At 63.5% G+C, this 1909-nt stretch carries 2 protein-coding genes; both read left to right on the top strand.

Annotated elements, in window-relative coordinates:
* Positions 1-343: 343 nt before the first annotated feature.
* Entirely contained in the window at positions 344-514 is a 171-nt protein-coding gene (locus G7092_RS31095) for a hypothetical protein (RefSeq protein WP_202985473.1), read from the top strand.
* Positions 505-1422, top strand: coding sequence for an IS110 family RNA-guided transposase (locus tag G7092_RS31090; RefSeq protein WP_235953979.1), 918 nt, complete (start codon positions 505-507; stop codon positions 1420-1422). Before G7092_RS31095 ends, G7092_RS31090 begins: the two co-directional genes overlap by 10 nt.
* The last annotated feature ends 487 nt before the right edge of the window (positions 1423-1909 follow it).

The raw sequence follows: 1909 nt of genomic DNA, 5'->3' as shown, positions 1-1909 counted from the left end.
AATCGAAGAGAGGGAGTGGCCCGACTGTAGGCCGACAGCCACCATGCGGCCACCGCCCTGCGCTGTACCGGCCGGCATCGCAGACAGGGCGTCAAAACACGGGGATGAAGCGTGGCCTGAGGCCAGGCGCATCGCTCAGAGACCGGCGCACCTGCCAAGCAAGTCGGACGGCTCAGGTCAATTCAGTCGCTTCCAGCTGGCATGCAAGCATGCAAGGCCGGGCGCTCCTCGCATCGCCACGAATGGAATACGAAGGGACTTCCCACCTTCAGGCAACGGCGTCAAAGCGCCAAGATTGGTGGTGTTGGTCATCAATCTGAAGCCATTTCGAAAGGGGAAGTCCATGGACAAGAATACCCAAGTTCCAGCGGTGCGCGTAGGCGTGGATCTCTCTAAGCGAGTCATCCAAGTGCACGCCGTTGACGGCGGTGGCCGCGTGCTGACGAACCGGGCGCTGGCCCGCGACAAGTTCCTGGCTTGGTGTGCGCTGTTGCGGGCGGCTGCATGGTGGTGATGGAGGTCAGCTCCAGCGCACATCACTGGGCCCGGGCCCTGCGCGCGATGGGGCTGGATGCTCGCATCATCTCGGCTCACCTGGCCGCCCCCTATCGCGCCGAGGGCCACTGCGGCAAGAACGACGCCAACGACGCTGCGGCCATCTGCGAGGCGGCGAGCCGCCCTCACATGCGCTTTGTTCCGGTCAAGAGCGTCGAGCAGCAGAGCTTGCTGTGCGTGCATCGCTTGCGCGAAGGCCTCAAGGCGGACCGCACGGCCTGCATCAATCGCATTCGCGGCCTGCTGCTGGAGTTCGGTGTCGCCGTGCCCAATGGATCCAGAGCCCTGCGCCTGGTGCTGGACGAACTGCTGGAGGACGGCGCCAACGAGATGAATGGTTTGGCCCGCATGACGCTTCGCCGGGCGCAGGCGCAGTGGCGTGAGCTGGACGAGCACCTAGCCTGGTGCGACGAGCGACTGGCCGCGCATGAGCAGGAGAACCCGGAGGTGCGTCGCGCCGGGCAGCTCATGGGCATCGGCCCCGTTGGCGCATCAGCGGCCGTCGCCACAGTCGGGGACTTCAAACAATTCAAGAGTGGAGCCCAGTTCGGCGCCTGGCTGGGTCTGGTGCCCAAGCAGCATTCCAGCGGTGGCAAGCCTCACCTGGGCACCATCACCAAGCGCGGCGATGCCTATCTGAGGACCTTGCTGATCCAGGGCGCCAAATCCGTGGTCAACACCGCCCACACGCGTAGCGATCCGATCTCGCGTTGGGTCTTGGCCCTCAAGGAGCGCTCGGGCTGGCAGAAGGCGGTCGTCGCCCTGGCCAACAAGAACGCCCGCATCCTCTGGGCCGTCATGACCCGCGGCGAGCGCTTCGATCCCCATCACATCAGCCTCAAGCCCGGCGCCACCATGCCGAGCTGAGTCTCCAACTTCCATGCACGACGACACACAGAAGATGCACTGACAGGTCAGACCGGCAGCAGGCAAGCTCGACTAACCAGTGGTGGCGCGCGGTCTTCGGACCCAGTCCACGCGAATGGAATGGAGCCCTGCTGAGCGGTTCGTATCTGGGTCCGCAGCGCCAGGGCACCTGCCAGCGACTGCAACAAGGCCGTCTGTAGAGTGGCAGTCTGTTCTCTGTTCAGCCCTTCGTTCGAGTCGGCGTGTGCAATCCAGATCAATCGGGGTCAGGTCTTGCGGGGGGATTCAATGAGACGGTGTTGACGCGGTGGGAAGTCCCTGTAACTGGTTAGACCCCTGCGGCGCCACGACTAGCTTGCTGACCATGTTTGGGTTCTCTCGACTTGAAGATCTGGTGCCCGGTTCAACAGATGGACGGTTGGCGTGGAGCTAGACAGTACGTGAATGATCCTGTCCTCGCAGCACAGCACAAACTCTAAAGTTGGCG

This window comes from Mucilaginibacter inviolabilis, from assembly GCF_011089895.1.
GTDB classification, from domain to species: Bacteria; Bacteroidota; Bacteroidia; order Sphingobacteriales; family Sphingobacteriaceae; genus Mucilaginibacter; species Mucilaginibacter inviolabilis.
The sequence above is the reverse complement of the archived record's forward strand: the minus strand, read 5'-3'. Positions and strand labels throughout refer to the sequence as shown.

Excerpts from the sequence above, each read along its gene's own strand:
- G7092_RS31095 (WP_202985473.1), top strand. The coding sequence starts at position 344 with ATGGACAAGAATACCCAAGTTCCAGCGGTGCGCGTAGGCGTGGATCTC.
- G7092_RS31090 (WP_235953979.1), top strand. The coding sequence starts at position 505 with ATGGTGGTGATGGAGGTCAGCTCCAGCGCACATCACTGGGCCCGGGCC.